Origin of the sequence: Muricauda brasiliensis, assembly GCF_003057865.1 — a bacterium.
In the GTDB taxonomy this organism is placed as follows: domain Bacteria; phylum Bacteroidota; class Bacteroidia; order Flavobacteriales; family Flavobacteriaceae; genus Flagellimonas; species Flagellimonas chongwuensis.
In genome coordinates this window covers 1-18,691 of sequence record NZ_QBTW01000007.1, presented here as the reverse complement: position 1 = coordinate 18,691, position 18,691 = coordinate 1, and the positions used below count along the sequence as shown (strand labels likewise).

Here is an 18,691-nt window from a genome sequence, read left to right as displayed (position 1 = left end):
TTTTTAACTCAGTTCTTTGTTAGCTGGCGTTTTTTATTTCTATTTTTCTTGGTGTCCAATTTCCCTAAACGGTTTGCTGCACTATGGAAATCGATAATAAAGCTCAAATTACAAAATGATATGACATTCCACCAAACAATTTAAAGCCCTGCACAAATTCTTTAAAGCATCATCAAAGCCGAGAAAGGTGAGAGGCCTATAAATCCTTTACATAAGTACGCCTACGTTTAATGACCTTAGGGTCGAAATGTTTCCACATTTGGTGTATGGCAATATTGTCCTCCAACTCGGGTGTACGAATGCAGTTCACCACGCCCCGTTTTTTAAAAGTATGGTAGTACTCATTAAAAATAATGGAGGTCACCCCCTTATTTTGATATTTGGGATGTATGCCGATCAAATAGAAGATGGCATCCTTGCTATTCTTTCGAGCACTCAACAAATGGAAAATACCAAAAGGGAACAGCTTGCCGTTCGCTTTCTGCAAAGCCTCCGAAAAAGAGGGCATCACAATGGCAAAGGCCACTAGGTTATCCTCGGCGTCCACCACAAATTTGATGTATTCCGGATTGATGAAACTGATGTACTTTTTCTTGAAGTATTCCTTTTGGATGTCCGTAATCTTTACAAAGGAAGAGAGCTTGGCGTAGGAATCGTTAAAAAGGTCGAACATCTTGTCCACCCAAGGCATGATCTCCGAACTTTTTTCAAAGTTCAGTTCTCGGAGACCATATCGCTTTTTAATCAACAAGTTGGCCTTATAAAATAGTTTAGGGTCCGCATTCGCAGCCAAAAACTTGCTCTCGGTATATTTTTTTTCCACGGAAAATCCGTGTTTTTCGTAGTGTGATTGGTAGTATGGATGATTGTACCACGTGATCATACTTCCTATGTGATCAAAACCTTCGGTAAGCACCCCAACCTTATCCAAGTTGGAAAACCCTACGGGACCTTCCATATACTCGAGCTGATTTTCGTTGCCAATCTCTTGGACTTTGTCCAACAAAGCTTTGGAAACCTCAAAATCATCCACAAAATCGAACCAACCGAAGCGCATTTTTTTAAGGCCTTGTTCCTTTACTTCCAACCAATTGATGATGGCCGCTACGCGCCCCACAATCTTGTTGTCCTTGTAAGCCAAAAAGAACTGTGCATCCGCCGTCTTAAAAACAGGGTTTTCATCCTTGTCAAAAGAAGCTATTTCATCTTTGATGATAGGCGGAACCCAATAAGGGGAATCCTTATAGAGTGAAAAAGGAAATTTTACAAAATGCTTAAGGTCTGATTTGGACTGAACCTGCTTAACGGATATCATACATGCAAATTAATGCCCAATATTATGAATATTACTTGCAGTAGAAAAATGAACTTGTCGGAAAACTTAAAAATCTATTCCGCCGCCATTTTTTTTGTTGCGCCTTTTTGATTTTTTGTTGGCATTTTTCTTGATTTTACCATTCATGCCGGACTGCTGTTCGTTAATGGGAATAAGCTCATCTTTATGAAAATCCAAGCGGTACGAGAATCCGAGCACAACGAAAATACGCGAAGGGTCGCTCTTAAAATTGGAGCCTAAATGAAAATCAGCCTGAAAATTTGGGTTGATCAAACGAGCCACACCGGTTCTAAGAATTATATCCGAATAGCGGTCCCCAGAAATCCCTTGACCCTCAAAAAATACGCTCCACCTAGGGTCGCGAAAAGCATGGGTCACCGAAAGTGCGTAGCGCCACTCCGGGAAATCGGTGGTAATGCGATCATAAGCAATATTGGAAATCAACACAAACCGAGGGGAAAGCCTGCTCTGTGTTTGGATGCCCCCACGATAGGAAATTGTAGATTCCCCGGGGTAAAAAGGGTTGTCTCCCACCACAAAATTGGCTCCACCGTACAGCGATACGGCAGGAATCAAATTTTTCCACTGGAAGAGGTTGTTGGCCCTCCAGCTATACAAGTTGGGCTTGTTGCGTTCGGGGTTTTTGTACGGGTCAAAGACCAAATATTTTAATCCAACACGGTTTCTGGAAAAATCGGTCAAATTGCCCTCAATCCCCAAATCCGGATAAGTGATGCTTTGGGTAATAAAAGAACCCTCTGCAATCACTTCCAATTCTTCAAAAAGCAAACCGTACCTAAAAGCGTAATCGGCGCCAAAAATATTGGAATCCGAATTAAGGTCGGCATTATCCTGCTGCTCGTACAGCATCCCAATTTCGGCCTGTACCACATTTTTACCAACGGAATAGGCGCTGGCTGCCCTTCCGGGTCGGTTGGAGTTAATGACATCGGTATATTGGGCGAAAGTAAAGGTTGGGATTAGAACGAAAAGAAATAATAACTTTTTGATCATGGAAATGTCCATATAACTGGGTTTTTAATACTATTTTAAGATACGTTTGATGGGTTTACGATACTAACAGTGTAAATTTGATTCAATAACGAAGGTTATATGGTTTTACTACAAACGATTTTAATTGTCATATTAGTATACTACGGGTTCAAATTCCTCTTAAAGTGGCTGGCCCCGAAGTTGTTGAATTATGCGGTTAAAAAGACAAGTGAGCGGTTTGGACAACAATTCGGAAACCCACAGGATTTTGATGGTCGACAACACCATGAAGGGGAGACCACCATTTCCAAAAAACCGCCGCGCAGGTCCAATCCCTCAAAAAAAGTTGGAGAATACATAGATTTTGAGGAAATTGATTAATATTTGCGCTATCAAAACCTATCCATGAACTTTTCTCCAAAAGCCATTATCACCCACATTTGTGTTATCGCTTTATTCATTCTTGCTTCGCTGGTGTACTTTTATCCAGTTTTGCAGGGCAAGGCCATTTATCAATCGGACATCGCCCAATACAAGGGCATGGCCCAGGAACGTGATGCTTACAAGGATGTAACGGGTGAAGAGTCCTACTGGACCAACAGTGCTTTTGGCGGCATGCCCACCTATCAGTTGGGGGCCAACTATCCGCATAATTATGTAAAGGATTTGGACCGTTTGATTCGGTTTTTGCCCAGACCTACGGATTACCTTTTTCTGTATTTGATAGGTTTCTACATATTGCTTTTATGTTTAAAAGTTGATTTTAGATTGGCGGCTCTCGGAGCGGTGGCATTCGGATTTTCCACCTACATGATAATTATTTTGGGCGTTGGTCACAATGCCAAGGCACATGCCTTGGGTTATATTCCCATGGTATTGGGTGGAATTGTGCTGGTTTTTCGTAAAAAATATATTTTAGGATTTATACTTACCGCATTGGCCATGGCTCTGGAAATTAGTGCCAATCACTACCAAATGACGTATTATTTTATGCTTTTGGTTTTGGTGATGGGATTGGTCTACCTCATTTACGCCATAAAGGAAAAGGAGCTCAAACACTTTTTTATATCCGTGGGCGTGTTGATTTTGGCAGTGGTCCTTTCCATCTTTACCAATGCTACCAGCCTAATGGCCACCAAGGAATATGCGGATTGGAGTACCCGTGGTAAATCCGAGCTCACCATAAACCCAGATGGGAGCGAAAAAGAGATTTCCACTGGATTGGACAAAGAATACATCACACAATATAGCTACGGGATTGCGGAATCTTTGAACCTATTTGCCCCTCGATTGTTCGGAGGTTCGGGCGGAGAAAATTTAGGGAAAGACTCCAAGGCCTACGAATATTTGACCAATCAAGGGCTTAGCCCGAGCAGGGCTATGGAATTTTCTAGCAGTTTGCCCTTGTATTGGGGAGACCAGCCCATTGTAGCGGCACCAGCTTACGTTGGGGCCATTATATTCTTCTTGTTTATTTTGGGTATATTTCTGGTTGATGGCAAAAAGAAATGGTGGCTACTATCAGGGGCTATATTATCATTATTACTTTCTTGGGGAAGAAACTTTCCGTTGCTTACCAATTTTATGATTGATTACTTCCCAATGTACAATAAGTTTAGGGCGGTATCCTCCATTCAAGTGGTGCTGGAACTTTGTTTGCCTGTTTTGGGAATGCTGGGAATTTGGGAATTGTTCAAATCATCCGTGGAGCAAAAGGAAAAATTGAATGCCCTAAAATGGAGCTTCTTTATTTCATTGGGTCTTGGTGTGGTTATTTTCTTGTTGAAAGGTTTCTTCGATTTTGAAGGTATGCGTGACGAAACGTATCGTGGATATTTTGGCGATGATGTAATGACAATGATTCAACGTGATCGTGAAGGCGTCTACATCAACGATACCATCCGTTCTCTGGTTTACGTGGCTTTGGCTGCTGCAGCGCTTTGGTTCTTCATCAAAGAGAAAATCAATAAAAATATATTGGTGTTTGCCTTGGGCGCCCTGATTTTGTTTGATTTGGTAGGGGTGGACCTTCGGTATGTGAACGAGGACGATTTTGTACGTCAGCGTCAGGTGAACGAACCATTCCAAGCCAATCAGATTGACCAGATGATTCAGCAGGATGATTCTATCTACAGGGTGTTTGACCCTCAAGAAGGACTCAATGGGGCAAGGACTTCCTATTTCCATAAATCCGTTGGCGGGTATCATGCGGCAAAGCCCCGGGCACTTCAAAACCTGTTCGAATACCATTTGTATCAGAATAATCTTCAGGTAATGAATATGTTGAATGTTAAATATGTAATTCAGCAAGATGAAGAAGGGAATAGTTATCCTGCCGTTAACCCCGATGCCAATGGCAATGCTTGGTTTGTAGACCAATTAGTACCTGTTTCCTCGGCCAATGAGGAAATCTTGAAACTGAAAGATTTCAATTCCAAGACCCAAGCGGTGGTTAATACCAAGGAATACCCTGAATTGACCAAACTTAGGTACACTGTTGATTCCGTTGTCAGCATTAAGTTAGTGGATTACCGTCCCGATTATCTAAAATATATTTCCAACAATTCCAATGATGGTTTTGCGGTATTCTCCGAGATGCATTATCCTTCAGGTTGGAATGCCTTTATCGATGGGAAACCACAGGACCATTACAAAGTGGATTATGCCCTTCGTGGTATGAAAGTGCCTGCCGGCCAGCACGAAATCGAATTTAAATTTGAACCAGAAGTAGTGGAAACAGGAAGCCAGATTACCTTGGCATCCAATATCCTTTTAGCATTGATTATCGTTGGTGGATTGGGCTTCACCCTGTTCCGCGGTAAAAAGGAAGAATCCTAATGCGCAAAATCTTGGTCATAGCGTACTATTGGCCTCCGGCAGGAGGACCAGGGGTACAACGTTGGCTCAAGTTTGTTAAATATTTACCCGATTTTGGTATTGAACCTATGGTTTATGTTCCCGAAAACCCCAGTTATCCCATTGTAGATGAAAAATTGTTGAAGGAAGTCCCCGCATCCATCAAAATTTTAAAACAACCGATTAAGGAACCCTATGGTTGGGCTTCGTTACTTTCGAAAAAGAAAACAAAAACAATCAGTTCTGGAATCATCAAAGAAAAAGACCCATCATTTATCGAGAAGGTGTTATTATGGATTCGTGGTAATCTTTTTATTCCTGATGCTCGGAAACTTTGGGTGAAGCCATCCATTTCTTATTTGGCAAAGGTTATTGCAGATGAGGGCATTGAAACCATCATTACAACAGGTCCTCCGCATAGTCTTCACTTGATTGGCCTTGGTCTTAAAAAGAAATACAACGTTCAATGGATTGCTGATTTTAGGGACCCTTGGACATCTATAGGCTATCATAAAAAATTAAGGTTAACGGAATCATCGCAAGCGAAACATAAGGCTTTGGAAAAAGGTGTGCTGGTAAAAGTGGACAAAATTGTAGTGACAAGCCACACCACAAAAGCGGAATTTGAGGCCATAACCCCAAAACCAATAAAAGTAATTACCAATGGTTTTGATGATGAATTAAAACCTGTTCAACTGGATGCAAAATTTACCCTTTCCCATATCGGCTCTTTATTGACCGGGAGAAATCCTTTAGGATTATGGGAAGCCTTACAACAATTGATTTCTGAAAATGAAGATTTCAAGAAATCCGTAAAAGTACAATTAGCGGGAGTAGTGGGAGAGGAAGTATTGCAATCCATAAAGGATTTTGGTCTTACAAGTTATTTGGAACAATTGGGGTATCTCTCACACGATAAGGTCTTGGAAACCCAGCAGAAATCACAGTTACTTCTCTTATTAGAAATTGATTCCGAAGAGACCCAAGGTATTATCCCCGGAAAATTATTTGAATATTTAAATGCCCAGCGTCCCATTTTGGCGATAGGCCCGAAAGGGTGGGAGGCAGGCGATATGGTGGAACGGCATCAATCAGGACATATGTGTTTACATACCGATGTCGTGGCCTTAAAAAATGTACTTTTGGATGCATTTTATCAATACGAAAAAGGTACATTGGTTTGCAACTCGGAAGGAGTGGAACGGTATCACAGAAAGGCACTAACGGAATCTTTGGCTAACTTTATCTAATGGGCGTTGTTCTAAAACAATCCATACGGAATACGGTGGTAACCTATTTGGGGTTCTTTTTTGGGGCCATCAATACCTTGTTTTTGTATACCAAGATTCTTCCCGATGAGTACTATGGACTTGTGACGTTTATCTTGGCTTCGGGAGCTATTTTAATGCCATTGATGGCTTTTGGGGTACACAATACCTTGGTTAAATTTTACAGTAACCATCAAGAGGAGGAAAAGGATGGGTTCTTCACCTTAATGTTGTTGATTCCTTTGTTGGGGATTCTTCCTGTTGCGTTGGTAGGTTTGCTATGGTACGACCCCATTGGCGACTGGGTATCGCAAGTTAATCCCATGGTTAAGGATTATCTTTGGTATGTGTTTTTTGTGGGATTGGCCATGGGCTATTTTGAGGTGTTTTATTCGTGGTGCCGGGTATTCCTTAAATCGGTTTTTGGAAACTTTATGAAGGAGGTTTTCGCACGGATAGGGGTTTCTATTTTGCTTATTCTTTTTTATTTTGATGTGATTACCTTGGACATTTTTTTTAAATGTTTAATGGGGCTATACGTGTTGCGAACGGTTATCATCAAAATTTATGCATTCACACTTCGAACTCCCAAACTTGATTTTAGGTTCCCTGCTTATTCCAAAGAAATTCTTTCCTATTCCTTTTTGATTATTCTGGGTGGTTCAGCTGCACTTATCCTTTTGGAGATTGACAAGGTAATGCTGAACCAATTTATCAGTATTGAGAATGTGGCGTATTATGGGGTATCGGTCTACATCGCAACGGTGATCATTGTTCCCTCTCGAGCAATGCACCAGATCACCTATCCGCTTACGGCTGAACTATTGAATCTGGGTGATTATACCGCATTGGAAAAGTTGTACAAGAAAAGTTCTTTGACGCTGTTTATTGCCTCCGGAATATTGTTCGTGCTTATTATTCTTAACCTGAACGACCTCTATGCCATGCTGCCGGAAAATTATAGAAATGGGTTTACCATTGTTTTTTTGATTGGTCTGGCCAAAGTGATGGATTCCATTTTGGGTAACATCAATTCTATTTTGTACAACTCGGATTACTACAAAACCGTGCTGGTATTTGGAGTGTGTTTGGCGGCTTTGACGATTCTCCTTAATTATTTGCTGATTCCAAAATTGGGATTGGAAGGGGCGGCCTTGGCGAGTTTTGTATCCATTTTTATCTTTAATTTGGTAAAGCTTGTTTTTGTGAAGATGAAGTTTGGTATTATGCCGTTTTCTTCGGCGACTTTTAAGGTTTTGGCCACATTGGTTCTTTTAGCGGTGCTGTTCGACTTGTTACAATTTCAATTTCATCCCATTGTAAACATTGCCCTTAAATCGTTCCTTGTAGTGGTAATGTATGTAGGTATTTTGTACCGCTTCAATATGTCGGAGGATGTTACTGGGTTTCTATCCAAATGGCTCAAAAAAATACCCCGTAGCGAATAAATTCAACTACGGGGTAAACAACTAACCAACCTAAAAACTCATTTTTAATTATTTCTTCTAGAAGAACCTCTGGAGCTACTTGTTCTCGCACTACTTTTTCTTGCACTTGAACCTCTGCTCACACTTGGCCTAGAGGAGCTCTGTCTACTTACAGAACTTTTTTTGACACTAGGGCTAGAGCTCCTGGAAACTGCTTTCCTTGAAGGAGAGCTACTTCTGCTTATCGCAGACCTGTTTGGTGTTCTCGATGTGGTCTGAGGCTTCCTGTAAGTGCTCTGTGCAGAACGTTTCACGGTTCTACTACTTGTATTAGGGCTTGCCTTACGGGCACTTGAGCTTTTGTTATTGGATGCTCTGGTAGCCTTGGTATTCGAAGCCGTTGTTCTACTGGACCTATTTACATTATTCGCCTGTCTATTAGCATTGCTTCTACCATAATCAGCTCTTCTAACGCTGTTGTCCCTAACAGCAACTCTTCTGTCATTTCTATAGATGTTTTCCCTTCTATAGGTATTATTGTTTCTGTAAACCTTACCCAATCTGGCATAAGCACGTCTTGTGTTATGTCTGTACGGAGCATAATAGGTATATCTAACAGGTCTATAATATCTTCTATAGGGCCTTGCATATACATTACAGAACCCTATTGAAGGTCTTGCAAAATATCTATGGAACGGTCTGTACACATATCCTCTGTTGTAAATGTTGATGTATCCTGTATAGTGGCTAAAAACGCCGCCATTGTAGTAAACATGCAATCCACCGATTCTACGGACCCTACCGTTGTTATACCAGATATCTACGTTTCCGATTTGGGAAACACGACCGTAATAATCATAAAAAATAGGTGTGTTCTCTACTTGAATCACGGCACCGTAATCATCATACTGTACAAATGGATTATAGTTGTATCCAGAATTGAAGGTGATCCCTACATTTCCAATTTGGGCTCCAACACCTACATTTACCCTGTTGTCGATGTAAAAATCGAACTCACCATCGGGGTATACGGAAAATGTAACACCATCTTCCACAAAGATGAAGGAGTTTCCGTATCTATAATTTGTGGTGGTAGCCACATTGTTGACTGTTTCTGCTTGGATACTAGGTATTCCAAGAACAACCGCTGCTATAATGAGTACTAACTTTTTCATACTACAAGGTTTTAAATTCTAGATGCAACTATTTGCATCCACCCTGTATAAAGCAATCAGCGTGCCAAAAAAATTAACACGCTGATTATCAATACAAAAAAACAATTGAAAAAGATGTCTATTTAATTATAAACATAGATCTTCGGTTTAATTGATGTGCTTCTTGTGTACAGTTTGCGTTATTATCGCATTCATTGATCAGTTGTGATTCTCCATATCCTTTTGAAGTCAATCTATTTCGGTCAATACCTTTTTCTACAAGCCATTCAAGAGTAGATTTAGCCCTTCTTTCCGACAGTTGCATGTTGTAATTGTCATCACCCCTCGAATCAGTATGTGATTCTATGTGAATGTTCAACTGCGGATATTGCTTCATGGCCTGTAATATTTTGGCCAGTTCCACTTCTGCATCAGGCCGAATGTTGTGCTTGTCGAAATCAAAATAGATAGGCTGAAGGTCTAATCTACATCCTAAATCGTTGACAGCACAATCGGGTGGAACAAGGGTTAGATCAACTTGTAAAGACATTGAACCTGCCGGTGTGTTTATCACTTTTTCCAATGGTTGATATTCTTTTTCATCATTGGATGCCCTTATTACATATTGATTTTCACAGGCTATGTTCTCTTCAAAAGCATAATTGCCATTCTGTTCGGTGATTTGTTGTGACACGATTTTATTGTCCTTGTCTATTAAGTACACTATTGAACCTTCCAACGGCTTTCCTGTTTTGGCGTCGGTAACAGCACCATAAATTATAGGTTTACAGTTTTCTGAGACGATATAAATATCATCAAAACTACTACCGCCAATACCACCTCTGTTGGAGGATAAATACCCTATTTTTTCATCTTCTCGAACAATGAAACCAAAATCATCTTGATTTGAATTGATGGGCTGTCCTAAATTTTGAATGTTCCAATAGCCCATCCCATCATTAAAAGATGCCATGAAAATATCCAATCCGCCAAGTCCTACATGACCATCACTTGAAAAGAAGAGTTTATTTTTATCACTTATAAAAGGAAACGTTTCACGCTCTTGAGTGTTTATTTCTGGCCCCATGTTAACAGGTTTGCCATAGTTTCCATTATCCAGTATATCCACATACCAGATATCAGATTCACCCAAAGTACCCTCCATATTTGAGGAGAAGTATAGTTTTGTTTCCTCATTGTTAAGAGCGGGGTGGGCCGTTGAGTAGGAATCATCGTTAAAAGGAAGTTCCGTGACATTGCTCCATATACCATCATCCTTTTTGGTGGCTTTGTAAATTTTTAAGCTCACCAATCTTTTCTTTCCTCTTTTCTTTTTGCCGTTGATATAATTGTTTCGGGTAAAATAGACGGTGTTGCCATCTTTAGTGAACACGGGAGAGGATTCGTGGTATGGGGAGTTGATTTCTCCCTTTAGAGCCTGAATATTGGAAAGGTTTCCGTTCTCTCCGATTTCCGCTTCAAAAAGGTCCAAATAGGGGAGTCCGTTCCAGTCGTGCACTTTGTTCCCCTCAGTATTGATTGAAGATGACGCAAATACGATTTTATCCCCATAAAAGGATGGGCCAAAATCCGACCCGGACATATTCGGAGTAATATTGGTTACCTTAAATTTTTTGTTTTCGGAACTATTCAGGTCTTCAAACGACTTCCAATTATTTAGTTGGTTTTGTGCCAGATCCGAATCGTTGGAAGATGTCTGGAATTTCTCCATCATAGCTTTGGATTCCTCGAATTTGCCCACACTTTTAAGCGTTTGTGCTGTTCTAAAATAATATTCGTTCTTTACTTCATCAGGATATTGTTCTATCAACTGAACATACCATTTGGAAGCTTCCGCATATTCACTGTTGAAGTAATAGGTGTCCCCTAATTTTTCAAATACTTGGGCGGAAGTGTAACCATCTTCAACCACCTTTAAATATATTTTTCTTGCATCTATATAATCATAGTTGAAAAAATCTTCATTTGCCTTTTTGATTTTGCTCTCTTGGGCAATACCCATTGGAACTATGCACAGGAGTAAAAAGATTTGAATGATATTTTTTTTGTTCATAGCTTTTGTATTAGAAGAATCTTGGGGTTACTACACGATCATTATTGAAGAGTTCAAATCGTAGGAAGACCTCATAAGACCCATTACTGAACTGTTCTATTTTGGTGGATTGATAATCGTACGCAAATCCAGCAAAGAAGTTGTTTGTGATTTGGAATCCTGCCAAGGCACTAATCGATGCGCTCCAACGATAGGATGCTCCCAGTGTAAATTTTTCATTGATCAAGAAATTCGCGGAAAGATCCCATTGCAAAGGTGCGCCGCTTACATATTTTACCAATGTTGCCGGTTTAAACTTTAGATTTTGGTTCAGGTCGAACACGTAGCCAGCTATTAAAAAGTAATGCAGACGTTCTACGGCGATATCATTGGCATCTACGTTTTGTAAATCGCTGTCATCAAAATGCTTGGAGTTCAAAAAATTGGGAACAGATATTCCTGCATAGAACTTTTCATTGTTCAGATAAACGCCAGCTCCAACCTGTGGTAAAATCGTATTGTCGATATTATTTTGAAAAAACTGGTCATTCTCTGCATAAATATTGAGTAAAGTATAGTCAATGTTCAATATGTCCAATCCAGCTTTTAAACCCATTGACAGTTTGGTATTCAGCCCCACGTTTACCCTATATGCATAGTCCACCACTACATTGGACTCTACTTGGGGGTCAATACGGTCATGTACTATAGAAAGTCCCAGACCCATGTTTTTATATAGTCCGATTGGGGAGTTTACGGTAAAGGTTGCCGTTTGTGGAGACCCCTCGAAACCTACCCATTGCGTTCTTCCCAATAGACCAAAGCTTAAGACTTCCCTTGAGCCTGCGTAGGCGGGGTTTACCACTTGGGTATTGTACATGTATTGGGTGTATTGTGGGTCTTGCTGTGCATTTATGCCAACTATAGCCGTAAGCAACATAAAAATGCAGACGTACCATTTAATTGATTTTTGTTCTAAATTTTTCATCTATGTTGATTGCTATGTTTTATCCTCGATTAATGTATAGGTAGCCTGTATATTCAGCTTCTCCAGGATTGGTTTCTGTAAATGTGAGAATGTAGAAATAGGTGCCACTGGGTAATTCTTCGTTCTTTCTTACAATAGTTCTACCATCAGAAATTCCATAGAACAGGTCAGCATCGGTACCATAGCCTTCTTTCTCGTAGACCATTACGCCCCACCTATTGAATATTTGAAGCTTATTTTGAGGATAGATTTCTATCCCTTGGATAAAGAAAAAGTCGTTGAGCCCGTCGTCATTGGGTGTAATCCCATTAAAAATTTCAAAGGCAAGCGGTTCTATAGGTTCTTCAGGGTTTTCGGGATTCCCTCCATCTGGGCAGGCATCCACAGGAATATTAATTATGGTAGGTTCGTTTTCATTATAGCTGTCGTTGTCGGATAAATCATCATACTGAACATTTAAACCGAAAAGAGACGAAGTAGCGCTGGCTTGATTTACAAATGATCCTGCATCAATATCTGCTTGTTGAATTTCATAGGTGGTTTCATAGGTCCAGACTTCGTCAGGGGAGAGGATGCCATCGTTATTTTCATCACTTATGGCCCCGTTAATCACACCTCCTAACAACTCATCGGTAAGCACCACATTTACCATGGCAATATCGGTAAGGTTGACAATACTAAAGTTGTAAAGGATACCTTCGGCGCATTCATTATTATCACTATCAATAAGTGTCCCTTGTTTGATTAGCCCTAAACCAGAATCCGGGTCGGGACTGCCATCCGTACAAGTATTTTCGGTTACAGTTGTTCTTGTGGGGCTATCTTCAAATAGGCTATCATCATCCGAAAGGTCTTCAACCAATGCATCCAATGGCGTAAATCCGGAAACGCTTGCCTGGTTTACAACGGCACCATTGTCGATATCCTCTTGCGTTATGGCGTACAAAGCCAAATAGGTCCATGTCTCGCCAACGGTAAGAACTCCATCATCGCCTTCGTCCGATCCATCAATTGGTCCGGTGATTTCTCCGCCCAATAGGGGGTCTACTAGAGTTATCCCATCCAAATCGGCATTGCCGGTATTGGTCAAGGTAAACGTGTACAGGATACTGTCCAAACATTCGTCTCCGTTGGAATCTACCACCAAGCCTTCTTTTATAAGTCCCATATCCGGGGTTTGGCAGTGGAGAAGACTGACCACGGTTGGGGAGTCATCAAATGGATCTTCAAAATGAGATAAATCGCTTACCGTTACATCGGGTTTACCGTTTACATGGGCCGTAACCTCTGCTTGGTTTTCAACCAGACCATTGGCTATATCTTCTGGTTTGATTTCATATATCGAAGTATAGCTCCATGTTTCGGCCAGATCTAGCTTGCCGTCGTTATTGGTATCACCTTCTAGCAGGCCGCCGATTTCCCCACCCAAAAAAGAGTCGTTCACTACAATGTTTTCCAATATTTGTTCTCCTTGATTTGTAATCAGAAAGCTGAAAACTATGTTGATGCAGCCCAGTGCGCCACCATCAACATCATTGGTTGTGGCAAAGCCTTTTTTCACAAGCGCAATGCCACCTTGGCAAAAAGTTAAATCCACTTCTGATTCGTCCGAGTCGGAAACAGTTACCCCGGGTTGACCCTGAACATCTGCGTTGACAGTGGCTTCGCTTGCTACTTGTCCGTTCGCAATATCACCTGCTGTAATTAAATAGTTTGCGGAGTACACCCAAGTTTCATTTACATCGAGTAGCATATTATTATTTGTATCGCCTTGAACAAAAGAAGGAGGGTCGACTAACAATGGATGGTCTAGTACAATATTGGTAAAGACTTCACCATTTGTACTGTTATTTGAAATATAATATGTATAATGAATAAAATCGCAACCCGTTCCTCCTGTTGCAGCAATAGCATCTGTTGTTTTCTCCAAGGTAATGGATGGTACAAGTGGGAGGGAAGTACTTTTTGGTGTGTAAGCCAACCCTTTTACATATGAACCCATTGCCAAGAATAATATGGAAAGGCGTAGTATGGTATTCATACTTGAGGTTAGGTAAGACCGGTTTAAGTTCTTATTTCTCATTAGGAAAAATTTGATTAGTTATTTAAGAGAAAATTGGTTTGGTTTCATGTATTGGAATCGAGTCAAAATAAGTAAGACAGAAAACTAATTTTCTACGCAAAAGAAATGTATCTAGAGCTTAGTTTGAGGTGCCAATTGACGATACCCCCATTTGAATTTATGAATGGGCCTTTTGAATTGATATTCGAATAAAGTGTACCTTTTAAAGAGTATCAAATGCGCAAGAATGTTGCGCTTAACTGATTGTATTTCAGTAGGAAAAATCTATAAAATGGTGTGGGCGATATGGCGTTGTGTTTGTGTAGTTTTTCTAATTGTGTAGTTAAGGAGATATGAGAATTGCCATCTTCCTATTTGTAGAAAGAAGAATAAAAAATGGGGCACAGGGTACCCCAGTATTTTAACTCTTGAACCAAATCAAAACATAATTTAAACCCTTTAATACAGAAGATTTAATTTTTGATAATGAACATGGACCTTCGGTTAAGCGCATGTTCATCCTCAGAGCATTGTACACCGTTAGAACAATGGTTCAATAACATGGATTCTCCATAACCTTTGGCCGTCAATCGGTCCTTTGCAATCCCTTTTCGTATAAACCATTGCATGGTTGCCTGGGCACGTCTCTCCGATAAACGCAGGTTAAAGCTTGAACTAGATCTGGAATCCGTATGGGATTCAATATGTATTTTTAACTGTGGATACTCTTTTAAGGCTTGTAGAATTTTGGCCAGTTCCACTTCAGCATCTGGCCTGATGTTATGTCTGCCATAATCAAAATAGATGGGTTGCAACGTTAACCTACATCCTAAATCATCTTCGGGACACTCGGGTGGAGTGAGTTCCAAGTCGGTTTGAACCACATCGGAACCTCTTGGGGTGGTCACGGATTTTTCATTCTTCTCGTAATCACGGTACGAGGCTTGCACTGTGTATTTTTCGGTACAGTTCAAGAAATCACCAAACCTATAACTTCCTTGCTCATCCGTTTTGGTCTCTGAGACTACTCGTCCATTTTTATTGAGCAATTGCACAGTGGCATTTTTGAGCGCTTCGCCTGTTTTTCCATTGGATATGATACCTTGAATAACGATTTCACCGCAGATCTCCCAAATCCTATAAATGTCATCGGAAACACTGCCATCATCACCATCTCGGTTAGAAGACATAAATCCAATTTTTTTATCTTCCTTTATAATGAATCCAAAATCGTCTTTATTGGAATTTATAGGCTGTTTTAGGTTGGTAACCTCTTTATAAGCTCCTTCATTGTTGAGGGAGATTACAAAAATATCAAGTCCACCAAGTCCTAAGTGTCCATCACTGGAGAAATAAAGATTATTGCTTTCGGTAACATAGGGAAAAGCTTCTCTAGCTTCGGTATTTATTTTTGTACCCAGATTCGTAGGAGGGCCATAACTTCCATCATCTAAAATATCCACATACCAAATATCTGATTCCCCAATGGTTCCTTCCATGTTAGAAGAAAAATAGAGACGTTTTTCATCATAGCTCAAAGTAGGGTGGGCGATAGAAGATGAATTATCATTGAAAGGGAGTTCTTCGACATTTCCCCAAGTTCCATCATCCATTTTAATTGCTTTATACACCTTAAGATTCACCAATTTGTCCCTATTCTTTCTTTTTCGTCCATTTTTATAGTTGTTTCGGGTAAAATATACCGTTTGGCCATCTTTGGTGAACGTAGCGCTGGCCTCATGGTATGGAGTGTTTATTTCCCCTTTCAAAGGTTTAGGTTTTGTTAACCTCCATTCCTCGTCCAATTGTGCTTCATAAAGGTCAAGGTAGGGGAGTCCGGACCAATCATGGGTTTTATTGCCCATGGTATTGCCCGATGCAGTTGCATAAACCAGTTTGTCCTCTCCATAAAAGGAGGGGCCAAAATCCGAATTCGTTAGGAGTTCGGTCACATTGTAAACTTCAAACTCTTTGGATTTAAAATCAACAAGACTGTCCAGCGCCGGATAATCGTTCATAAAGTTTTTTGCTAATTCCGTATCTGCGGAAAGGCTTGCAAATCGCCCCATCATTTTCTTGGATTCTTGATATTTTCCGGTACTTTTTAGGCTTTGGGCTGTTCTGTAGTAGTAAATAGGAGGAACGTTGTTCGGGTATTTCTCCATTAGTTTTTCGTACCACGTTAAGGCATCGGTATATTCACTGTTGAAATAATAGGTGTCCCCTAATTTTTGAAATACTTGGGGAGATTCAAATCCCTCCTTGACCACGTTTAAATAGATTTCACGGGCATCTATATAGGAGTAGGCTTCAAATACCTCATCTGCTTTTTTAATGTTCTTTTTTTGGGCATTCATAGGGCAAACCATTACAATTGCCACTACAATTTTTACAATAGTCTTTAGGTACATGAAAGTTTTATTTAGAAGAATCTTGGGGTTAGGATTTTCTCCAGTCTGTTAAATACATCAAAACGGATAACAGCTTCGTAGGAGCCACTGCTATAGTCTTTTATGGTTGTTGAATCATAATCATAAGCCAATCCTATAAACAAGGATTGTGATATTTGAAATCCGACCAATCCACTAATGGATGAATTCCACCGGTATGAGACTCCCAACGTAATTTTTTCATTGATCAAAAAGTTGGCGGAACCGTCCCATTGCAGGGGAGCACCGCTAACAAACTTGCTCAACACCGCTGGTTTAAACTTAAGGTTGGGGCCAATATCGAATACATAACCAGCTATGAAAAAGTAGTGCAAGCGTTCTATTGCTATGCTTTCCAATTCGTTGTTTTCCAAAGAAGATTCATCAAAATGTTTGGAATTGAGAAAATTGGGAACGGAAAATCCAGTATAAAACTTTTGGGTATGATAATATATACCTGCACCTATTTGTGGCTGTATTTTATTATCCACCGTACTTTGAAAAAGCGGATCATAATTTTCAAAAATGGTCAGTTTGGAATAATCTACATCCAACACATCTATTCCCGCTTTCAAACCAAAGGATAGTTTACTGATATCATGACGATCCAATTGAATAGAGTAGGAGTAATCTATATTCGCATTCGACTCGGTGGCCGGACCAATTTGGTCGTATACGATGGATAGTCCCAAGCCCATGTTTTTTGAAGGACCCATTGGTGAACTTACCGTAAAGGTTCCCGTTCTAGGGCTTCCCTCTATATTCACCCATTGTACTCGTCCCAAAACCCCAAAACTCAATACTTCCCTTGATCCTGTATAAGCGGGGTTCACAATTTGGGTATTGTATAGGTATTGTGTGTATTGTGGGTCTTGTTGCGCATTAATGGTTTCAAAACAGGCGATTAGTAGCATTGCTACAGCCCAAATGGATTTTTTTTTATAAAATGATTTTATATTCAAGTTCATTATTTTTTAAATACTTCTGTTAATCCCTATTTATGTAGATGTATCCTGAATAGCTTTCCTCTCCAGGATTGTTTCCCTTGAAGAAGAGCGTATAGAAATACGTGCCACTCGGAAGTGTTCTATCCTTCGCTATTGTAGCTTTTCCTTGGGAAATTCCTCTAAATAAATTTTCGCTCAATCCATAGTTCTCAGTTTCATAAACCAGTGAGCCCCATCTATTAAAAATCTTCAGGACATTGTTGGGATAGTTTTCGATATTGCTGATTCTGAAGTAATCGTTAACACCATCACCATTTGGAGTCATTCCTGTATAGATTTTGAACTCTGAATTGTCCGGTCCAGAGCCATCGGTATCACAAAGGAATTCAGGAATTGCCGTGCTTGTTGTCTCATCCTCGAGCAAGCTATCATCATCAGATTGGTCAAAAACTTGGATTCCCATACCAACCGTAGTGGCTGTAATGTTTGCTTGATTGTTTACAACCCCGTTTGCAGTATCATTCTCGGTAACGGTATAGATTGCTTCATAGGTCCAAGACTCTCCTACGGAAAGTATTCCATCTCCATCGATGTCCGAGCTCTCCATGGGCCCAATAATCTCTGTTTCCAACAATTTTTCATCTGTAATCACTAGTTGCTCCAGATTTACGGAACCTGTGTTGGTAGCTGTAAATATGTATCTAATGCCATCTGGACATTCATCTCCATCGATACATGCATCAATTGGAATTAACGTGTTGGTGGGATCATCTTCTGAAGTACTATTGTCGTCTGAGAAATCAGTGACCTCCTCATCATTACCAACTGTAACGGCGGTTACTGTAGCTTGGTTATTGAAAGAGCCCATATCGATATCGATTTGAGAAATCCCTTTGTAAGCTTCAAATGTCCAACTTTCCCCTGCAGATAGGATTCCATCATTTCCATCATCACTTGAATTGATCGGTCCTGAGATTATACCTCCCAGTTGGTTATCTACTAATTCAATTGATTGTAGATCCACATTTCCTGTGTTGATTACACTGAATGAATAGAGTATGGTTTCAACACAACCATCCATATTTAAATCAACTAGAGAACCTATTTTGATAAGTCCTATTGATGGCACAGGTACCTCATCACACAGATCCACTGGTAGTGGTGTGCTGATATTGTCG

Annotated in this window: 13 protein-coding genes; 4 read left to right on the top strand and 9 right to left on the bottom strand. The window is 40.2% G+C overall.

Translation table 11 applies throughout. The annotated features are described in order from the left end of the window. Positions 1–196 precede the first annotated feature (196 nt). Together DCK90_RS05190 and DCK90_RS05185 are read right to left on the bottom strand one after the other, a co-directional pair. On the bottom strand, positions 197–1,315 hold the full coding sequence (locus DCK90_RS05190) for a GNAT family N-acetyltransferase (RefSeq protein WP_108245134.1): 1,119 nt from the start codon (positions 1,313–1,315) through the stop codon (positions 197–199). Positions 1,316–1,381: 66 nt separating this feature from the next. Beyond that, on the bottom strand, positions 1,382–2,362 hold the full coding sequence (locus DCK90_RS05185; protein ID WP_108245133.1) for a transporter: 981 nt from the start codon (positions 2,360–2,362) through the stop codon (positions 1,382–1,384). An 87-nt stretch (positions 2,363–2,449) separates the two neighbouring features. On the opposite strand from DCK90_RS05185, the gene DCK90_RS05180 reads away from it, so the two are divergent. The 4 genes from DCK90_RS05180 to DCK90_RS05165 are packed head-to-tail and all read left to right on the top strand — an operon-like array spanning position 2,450 to position 7,901. Further along, positions 2,450–2,710: a DUF4834 family protein gene (locus tag DCK90_RS05180; protein ID WP_108245132.1), complete on the top strand. Its 261-nt coding sequence runs from the start codon at positions 2,450–2,452 to the stop codon at positions 2,708–2,710. 24 nt (positions 2,711–2,734) lie between these two features. Further along, positions 2,735–5,167, top strand: coding sequence for a YfhO family protein (locus tag DCK90_RS05175; protein WP_108245131.1), 2,433 nt, complete (start codon positions 2,735–2,737; stop codon positions 5,165–5,167). Continuing rightward, a complete protein-coding gene (locus DCK90_RS05170) occupies positions 5,167–6,435 on the top strand; it encodes a glycosyltransferase (protein ID WP_108245130.1) in 1,269 nt (422 codons plus the stop codon). Before DCK90_RS05175 ends, DCK90_RS05170 begins: the two co-directional genes overlap by 1 nt. Continuing rightward, entirely contained in the window at positions 6,435–7,901 is a 1,467-nt protein-coding gene (locus DCK90_RS05165) for a lipopolysaccharide biosynthesis protein (RefSeq protein WP_108245129.1), read from the top strand. The genes DCK90_RS05170 and DCK90_RS05165 overlap by 1 nt, the downstream gene beginning before the upstream one ends. Before the next feature lie 44 nt (positions 7,902–7,945). Here DCK90_RS05165 and DCK90_RS05160 read toward each other — a convergent pair whose 3' ends face one another. From DCK90_RS05160 to DCK90_RS05130, 7 genes are all read right to left on the bottom strand, one after another. Further along, entirely contained in the window at positions 7,946–9,055 is a 1,110-nt protein-coding gene (locus DCK90_RS05160; RefSeq protein ID WP_108245128.1) for a hypothetical protein, read from the bottom strand. A gap of 118 nt (positions 9,056–9,173) precedes the next feature. Beyond that, the gene (locus DCK90_RS05155; protein ID WP_108245127.1) at positions 9,174–11,108 is read right to left on the bottom strand and encodes an OmpA family protein; all 1,935 of its coding nucleotides are present in this window, start codon (positions 11,106–11,108) and stop codon (positions 9,174–9,176) included. 10 nt (positions 11,109–11,118) lie between these two features. Further along, positions 11,119–12,075, bottom strand: coding sequence for a PorP/SprF family type IX secretion system membrane protein (locus DCK90_RS05150; protein WP_108245126.1), 957 nt, complete (start codon positions 12,073–12,075; stop codon positions 11,119–11,121). A gap of 19 nt (positions 12,076–12,094) precedes the next feature. Next, the gene (locus tag DCK90_RS05145) at positions 12,095–14,116 is read right to left on the bottom strand and encodes a gliding motility-associated C-terminal domain-containing protein (RefSeq protein ID WP_159075767.1); all 2,022 of its coding nucleotides are present in this window, start codon (positions 14,114–14,116) and stop codon (positions 12,095–12,097) included. 494 nt (positions 14,117–14,610) lie between these two features. Continuing rightward, complete coding sequence (locus tag DCK90_RS05140; protein WP_108245124.1) at positions 14,611–16,548, bottom strand: OmpA family protein; 1,938 nt, start codon at positions 16,546–16,548, stop codon at positions 14,611–14,613. An 11-nt stretch (positions 16,549–16,559) separates the two neighbouring features. Next, positions 16,560–17,534 carry a PorP/SprF family type IX secretion system membrane protein gene (locus DCK90_RS05135; protein WP_108245123.1) on the bottom strand — a complete coding sequence of 325 codons (975 nt, stop codon included), beginning with the start codon at positions 17,532–17,534 and terminating at the stop codon, positions 16,560–16,562. A gap of 19 nt (positions 17,535–17,553) precedes the next feature. Then, positions 17,554–18,691: gliding motility-associated C-terminal domain-containing protein (locus tag DCK90_RS05130; RefSeq protein ID WP_159075766.1), on the bottom strand; the 1,138-nt coding region annotated here is incomplete at its 5' end.